Genomic DNA, 6,551 nt, shown 5'->3' on the forward strand with positions numbered 1-6,551 from the left:
CTGAAAGGACGATTTGAATCAATATTGATTCATTTGCTGCTTTCAGGCTTAAATCTGTCGACTAACAAGTCTTTACTTGATAAATCCGCGGAAGTTTGTACAAAGTGAATCGCCCATGATCCAATACCGGCCCAGGGATAACCACAAATGGGGAGGAGGCAATGTCTGAAGAGGCAAGCCACGAACGGCTGCTGGTCGCACTGGCGCTTGCGATGGTGGATCAGCCGCGGGCGACCCTGCAGGAGCTGGCCAAGGCCGTCGGCGTCAGCAAGGCGACCTTGTACCGGTTCTGTAAGACACGGGATCAGTTGGTGCTGCGCCTGATGACGCATTGCGCGCAGGTCATGAAGCAGGCGTTGGCGGATTCGCAACTGGAAAGCGCCCCGCCCCGCACGGCGCTGCGCAGCCTGATCGACCAGCATTTGGCGCACAAGGAATTGACGGCGTTCCTGATCTACAACTGGAAGCCCGATACGGAGCTTGAGCCGGACATCATGAACAGCTGGTCCGGCTATCAGGAAAACTTGGATGCGTTCTTTTTGCGCGGTCAGCGCGAAGGCGCGTTCCGCGTGGACATGACCGCGGCCGCGCTCAGCGAATTGCTGATCGCGATCATCACCAGCATGGTGGATGCCGAGCGGCGCGGACGGATTGCCCGCATGGGCATCGCGCAGGTGGCCGAACAGATGATGCTGCACGGCATCGCGGCCGAACCGGCGGCTGCGCGGGGGTAAAGCGAGACCGACGCGGGACGGGCATCACGCGGGGCCGTGCGCGGCCCCGCGCCTGGTTACGCTGCCGTCACCGGACGGCCATAGAACGGATAGCTCGGATCGTTGTAGCCATGCGCCGATGCGTGGCCCGGGGTCACCCATTCGTTCACGACCGTTTCGTCCTCGGGCGTGATCGTCACGTCCAGCGCCGCGTAGTAATCGTCCATCTGCGCCAGCGTGCGCGGGCCGGCGATGACGGCAGTGATGACCGGATTGGCCAACACCCACGCGGTCGCGAAATGGCCGGGCTGCACGCCGCGCGCGGCGCTGTGCTGCACCAGCTTTTGTGCGATCTGCAGCGATTCCTCGCGGAATTCGGTAGCCAGGATGCGGCGGTCGCCGCGTCCGGCTCGCGTATCCGCCGCGGGCGCCTGGCCCGGCAGGTACTTGCCCGTCAGCACGCCACGCGCGATCGGGCTGTACGGCACCACGCCCAGGCCGTAATGCTTGCACGCCGGCAGGATCTCGACTTCCGGCCCGCGGTTCAGCATGTTGTAGTACGGCTGGCACACCACCGGCTGCGGCACGCCCAGCTTTTCGCACAGACGCATCACCTCGGCGATGCGCCAGCCGCGAAAGTTCGACAACCCGAAACTGCGCAGCTTGCCCGCGCGGATCAGGTCGCCCAGCGCCCACAGCGCCTCTTCCAGGTTTTCTTCGTGGTAGTCGCGGTGCAGGTACAGGATGTCCATGAAATCCGTGCCCATGCGCGACAGGCTCTGCTCCACGCCGCGGATCAGCCACTGGCGCGAGTAATGCGCCAGGTTCGGCCCCTTGCCGACGGGATTGCCGATCTTGCTGGCCAGCACCCAGTCGTGGCGCTGCCCTTTCAGCAGCTTGCCCACGACCTCTTCCGACCGGCCTTCGTTGTAGACGTCGGCAGTGTCGATGAAATTCAGGCCGTGATCGCGCGCCGACGCGACGATGCGCGCGGCCTCGTCATCGGGCGTCTGCTCCCCGAACATCATGGTGCCCAGGCAGAGCGGCGATACCCGGAGATTGCTGGTTCCCAGTCGGCGGTAATTCATGGCGTGGTTCCTTGATCGGATATGGGTGTGAGGCGTGGCCGCGCAGCACCGCGCGGCCGAACGCCACATCTTGCCCGAAAAAACCTGACATGCCGCAAAACCTGGGTGCGGATGTCGGTGTCAGACACGCAGGCTGCGCCGTGCCAGCATGACGGCCGGCGCGCTGATGTCGGTGTCAGACACCCAAGGTGCATCGTCCCAACATGACGGCCAATTCGTAAGGGTGTCAGACACCTGCGGAACATGACGGCCAATTCATAAGGGTGTCAGACACCTGCGGAAGCTGCGCCGTGCCAGCATGATGGCCAGCTCGCAGATGTCGGTGTCAGACACCTGCGGCGGCGCGCATTGGTAAGGGTGTCAGACACCCACGTCGGCGTACAGCGCTAGGTGTCTGACACCCAGGCCGCACCGCTCCGAAATCACGGCCGGCCTGCACGGGTGTCAGACACCGGCCTCGTAGCGCAGGTCTCAGACACCCGCATCCACCGCCGCCAGGATCTTCCCGAACAGCGCGTCCGCATGCGCGGAATTCAGCCAGCGCACGATCACGACCATCTTGCGTTCCGGTTCCACCCACGTGAACGAGCTGCCCGCGCCAACCCCGAAGAAGCTGGACGACGGCACGCTGGGAAACACCTTGCCTTCGTGGTTCAGCCAGATCAGATAGCCGTAATACGGCGCGATGTCGCAGGGGGTGCGCATGGCCTGCAGCCATTCGCGAGACAGGATCTGCTTACCATTGGCCTGGCCGTCGTTCAGCAGCATCTGGCCGATCAGCGCCTGGTCCTTGGCGCTGATGGACATGCCGCCGCCCCAGTGCGAGCCGCCGGGCACCGACGGCATGCGCTGGCCGTCGATCTCGACCCAGGCGTTGTCGTAGCCGACCCATTGCCAGTCTTCGCTGCAACCGATCGGCCGCGTGACGGCTTCGCGGAACACTTCCGGCAGCGGTTTGCGGAACAGATGCAGCAGCGCGTACGACAGCTGATTGATGCGGACGTCGTTGTATTCCCAATACGTGCCGGGTTCCTGCAAGGGACGCGCATCGCCCTTCTTGCCATCGGGCGGCACACCGAACGTGACGGCGCGATAACGGTCCGCCTGGTCCGACACGCCGAAGCGTTCGCCTTCCCATTCGCTGGTCTGCTGCAGCAGGTGGCGCCACGTGATGGACGCATTGCGGCCCTCGTCAAAGCCGATGCCCGGCACGCGCTTGCCGACGGGCTCGTCCACATCGGGCAGCAGGCCGCGATCGTGCGCCACGCCGGCCAGGATGGCCAGATACAGCTTGGCGACGCTGAACGTCAGGTCGGCGCGATCCGGCTCGCCCCACGACGCCACCGTCTTGCCATCCACCACGACCACGCCGGACACCGGCCCGCGATCATGGATGGGACCAAGCAGGCGGTTCCAGGGGGGCGGGTCGTTCAGGTGCACGCCGAAATTGCCTTTGACGCTGCGGTCCCAGGTCGATTCGTGGTCGTTGGCGAACTGGATCGCCTGCTGCATGAGCGTATTCATCGGTTCCCTCGTTGTTGTGTGTTCATTGCCCCGCACGTTCCGGCGCGCGGGTCAGGTATTCCATGGCCGCCTGCAGCCCGCCCGAGCGGTGCGGGACGCCGGCCGCAGCCAGCCCCATCTCCACGCCCGCCAGCGTGCCGCATAGCGTCAGATCGTTGAAGTGGCCCAGATGGCCGATGCGGAAGATGCGGTCGGACAGCTTGCCCAGCCCCTGTCCCAGCGACATGTCGAAGCGGTCCAGGATGACCTTGCGCAGCGCATCGGCGCCATGGCCCTCCGGCATCAGCACGGCGGTCAGCGCCGGGCTATGCGCGGCCGGGTCTGCGCTCAGCAGCTCCAGCCCCCAGCCCGCCACCGCCAGCCGCGTGGCGCGGGCATGGCGCTCGTGGCGCGCGAACACCTGCGGCAGGCCTTCGGCCGCCAGCATCGCCAGCGCTTCATGCAGGCCGTACAGCAGATTGGTCGACGGCGTGTACGGAAAATAGCCCTTCGCATTGGGCCCGAGCATCTCGCGCCAATCCCAATACGACCGCGGCAAACGCGCGGTCTCGGCCGCCGCCAGCGCGCGCGGCCCGACCGCGTTGAACGACAGGCCCGGCGGCAGCATCAGCCCTTTCTGCGAGCCGGCCACCGTCACGTCCACGCCCCATTCATCGTGGCGGTAATCGATGGACCCGAGCGAGGAAATCGTGTCGACCATCAACAGCGCCGGATGACCGGCCTGGTCGATCGCGGCGCGCACCGCGGCGATGTTGCTGGTGACGCCGGTGGAGGTCTCGTTGTGCACCACGCAAACCGCCTTGATGCGGTGCTGCGAATCTTCCGCGAGCCGCGCGCCGATGACGCCGGCATCGACCGGATGACGCCAGTCGCCTTCGATGTAATCCACCTCCAGCCCCAGCCGCCCGGCCAGCTTGCGCCACAGACTGGCGAAGTGGCCGGTTTCGACCATCAGCACGCGGTCGCCCGGCGACAGCGTGTTGACCAGCGCCGCCTCCCACGCGCCAGTGCCAGACGCCGGAAAAATCACGACGGGCGACTCGGTCTGGAAGATTTGCTTGAGGCCCGACAGCACCGCCTTGCCGAGTTCACCGAACTCCGGTCCGCGGTGATCGATGGTGGGCAGGTCGATGGCGCGCAGCACCCGGTCGGGCACGTTGGTGGGTCCGGGAATCTGCAGGAAATGCCGGCCGGACGGGTGGGTGTTCAGCGTGAGCATGCGTGGCCCCAATGTGGACGGTTTGTATACCAAGGCGGCTTTGCGCGCCGGTCAGGCAGCGCGCGGCGGCCTGGCGGATTTGCGGCATGCGTCACTCTATCCCATTGTTTTTACGTCGATAACCTAGGGTATACACCCATCAAAACCGCAGCAAAGACAGGTTTATAGTCTGCGAAAACAAGGGGAATTTTTGTATACCAATGCGCAGCGATCCTAGCTTCTTGCCGGATCATGCCGAGGCCGTTGCCTCGACCGATCTCACGCCCGATTCCGCCCCGACGGCCGTCCGCGCCGCCGGCGACGGACGCACGCTGGCGGGATCGGCGGCGGGATCCCTGCGCGAACGCATCATCCAGGGCGAATTCCCGCCCGGCACCCGGCTGAACGAACGCGCCCTGTGCGACCTGCTCGGCGTGTCGCGCACCCCGCTGCGCGAGGCGTTCCGCGTGCTGGCCGCCGAAGGCCTGGTGCAGATCGAGCCCAATCGCGGCGCGCAGGTGGTCGCGCTGTCGGAAGCCAACATCCGCGAGGCCTTCGAAGTGATCGGCGGTCTGGAGGCCATGTCGTGCCGGTTTGCGTGCGAGCGCGCGACGGATGTCGAGATCGCGGAAATCCGCGCGCTGACCTACGAAATGATGGCCAGCCATGCGCGCCACGACCTGCCGACGTACTTCCGCGTCAACCGCGAGATCCACGAACGCATCAGCCTGGCCGCGCACAACAGTTTGCTCAAACAGCTTTACGACGCGCAGAACGCGCGGATCCAGAATCTGCGCTTCGTCTCGAACGAGAACCGCCAGAAATGGGATCTGGCGATGCGCGAACACATAGAAATGGCGGAGGCCCTTGCCGCGCGCGACGCGGACCGGCTGGCAGCCATCATGCGGCAGCACCTGCAGCGCAAATGCGACGCGGCGCTCAAGAGCCGGAGCGAGACGATAGATACGCAACACATGTAGTGTCATCAAGAGGAGCCTTCACCATGGCTGATAGTCGCTTCACACCTTGCCGCTTCACCCCCGCTGCACCTGCGCTGTCCTCCTGCCGTTCCACTCCGCTCAAGGCCCTGGCCGCCGCCCTGCTGGCCTGCGCCGCGCTGGCCTCCCAACCGGCCCTTGCCGGCAAGAAAGACGACACCCTGCGCATGGCCTACGACCAGGCGCCGGAAAGCGTCGACCCGTACTTCAACAACGTCCGCATCGGCGTCATCATTGCCGCCAATGTGTGGGACACCCTGCTCTACCGCGACCCCGTCACCAACGAGTACAAGGGCCAGCTCGCCAAAAGCTGGACACAGGTCGACGACAAGACCATGGAATTCGAGCTGCGCGAGGGCGTCAAATTCCACAACGGCGAGGAGTTCGACGCCGATTCGGTGGTCTACACGCTGAACTACGTGGCCGATCCGAAGAACAAGGCCGTGACGCAGCAGAACGTGTCGTGGATCGACAAGGTCGAGAAGATCGACAAGTACAAGGTGCGTCTGACGACCAAGGAGCCCTTCCCCGGCGCCAAGGAATACCTGTCCACCACCGTCGCCATCCACCCGGCGAAGTACTACCAGGAAGTCGGCCCCAAGGGCATGAACGCCAAGCCCGTGGGCTCGGGGCCGTACAAGGTCGTCGACTACCAGCCCGGCAAGTCCATCACGCTGGAACGCAACGCCGACTACTTCAAGGATTCGCCCAAGGCGCAGCCCAAGATCGGCAAGGTCGTCATCCGCTTCATCCCCGACCGCCAGACGCAGATGGCCGAGGTCATCTCGGGCGGCGAAGACCTGATCATGAGCGTGCCCAAGGATCAGGCCGAACAGCTGGGCGGCATGCCGAACCTGCAGATGGTCACCGGCAACACCATGCGCATCGTGTTCATGCAGATGAACATCCTGGAAGGCACGCCTGCGCCCCAACTGAAGGACGAGCGCGTGCGCCGGGCGATCATCCACGCGATCGACCGCAACGCGATGCTCAAGAACATCGTGGGCGAAGGCGGCGGGCTCATCAACAC

At 64.8% G+C, this 6,551-nt stretch carries 6 protein-coding genes; 3 read left to right on the plus strand and 3 right to left on the minus strand.

From position 1 onward, the window contains the following. The first annotated feature begins 161 nt into the window (after positions 1-161). A complete protein-coding gene (locus RT697_RS19720; RefSeq protein ID WP_313701195.1) occupies positions 162-734 on the plus strand; it encodes a TetR/AcrR family transcriptional regulator in 573 nt (190 codons plus the stop codon). A 56-nt stretch (positions 735-790) separates the two neighbouring features. Here the strand turns inward: RT697_RS19720 and RT697_RS19725 are convergent, their stop codons facing one another. The 3 genes from RT697_RS19725 to RT697_RS19735 all read right to left on the minus strand — a co-directional run bounded on the left by RT697_RS19725 (position 791) and on the right by RT697_RS19735 (position 4,544). Then, complete coding sequence (locus RT697_RS19725; RefSeq protein ID WP_313701197.1) at positions 791-1,801, minus strand: aldo/keto reductase; 1,011 nt, start codon at positions 1,799-1,801, stop codon at positions 791-793. A 471-nt stretch (positions 1,802-2,272) separates the two neighbouring features. Continuing rightward, positions 2,273-3,325 carry a serine hydrolase gene (locus RT697_RS19730; protein ID WP_313701199.1) on the minus strand — a complete coding sequence of 351 codons (1,053 nt, stop codon included), beginning with the start codon at positions 3,323-3,325 and terminating at the stop codon, positions 2,273-2,275. 22 nt (positions 3,326-3,347) lie between these two features. Further along, positions 3,348-4,544, minus strand: a complete 1,197-nt coding sequence (locus tag RT697_RS19735) for a pyridoxal-phosphate-dependent aminotransferase family protein (RefSeq protein WP_313701201.1) — start codon at positions 4,542-4,544, stop codon at positions 3,348-3,350. Positions 4,545-4,744: 200 nt separating this feature from the next. Here RT697_RS19735 and RT697_RS19740 point away from each other — a divergent pair, with 200 nt between their 5' ends. Together RT697_RS19740 and RT697_RS19745 are read left to right on the plus strand one after the other, a co-directional pair. Continuing rightward, positions 4,745-5,503: a GntR family transcriptional regulator gene (locus tag RT697_RS19740; RefSeq protein WP_313701202.1), complete on the plus strand. Its 759-nt coding sequence runs from the start codon at positions 4,745-4,747 to the stop codon at positions 5,501-5,503. A gap of 23 nt (positions 5,504-5,526) precedes the next feature. Continuing rightward, positions 5,527-6,551, plus strand: a 1,025-nt coding sequence (locus RT697_RS19745; RefSeq protein ID WP_313701203.1) for an ABC transporter substrate-binding protein, incomplete at its 3' end; no start/stop codon positions are given.

Source organism: Achromobacter sp. (genome assembly GCF_032113835.1).
GTDB lineage: Bacteria > Pseudomonadota > Gammaproteobacteria > Burkholderiales > Burkholderiaceae_B > Achromobacter.

Excerpts from the sequence above, each read along its gene's own strand:
- RT697_RS19735 (WP_313701201.1), bottom strand. The coding sequence starts at position 4,544 with ATGCTCACGCTGAACACCCACCCGTCCGGCCGGCATTTCCTGCAGATT.
- RT697_RS19730 (WP_313701199.1), bottom strand. The coding sequence starts at position 3,325 with ATGAATACGCTCATGCAGCAGGCGATCCAGTTCGCCAACGACCACGAA.
- RT697_RS19725 (WP_313701197.1), bottom strand. The coding sequence starts at position 1,801 with ATGAATTACCGCCGACTGGGAACCAGCAATCTCCGGGTATCGCCGCTC.
- RT697_RS19740 (WP_313701202.1), top strand. The coding sequence starts at position 4,745 with ATGCGCAGCGATCCTAGCTTCTTGCCGGATCATGCCGAGGCCGTTGCC.
- RT697_RS19720 (WP_313701195.1), top strand. The coding sequence starts at position 162 with ATGTCTGAAGAGGCAAGCCACGAACGGCTGCTGGTCGCACTGGCGCTT.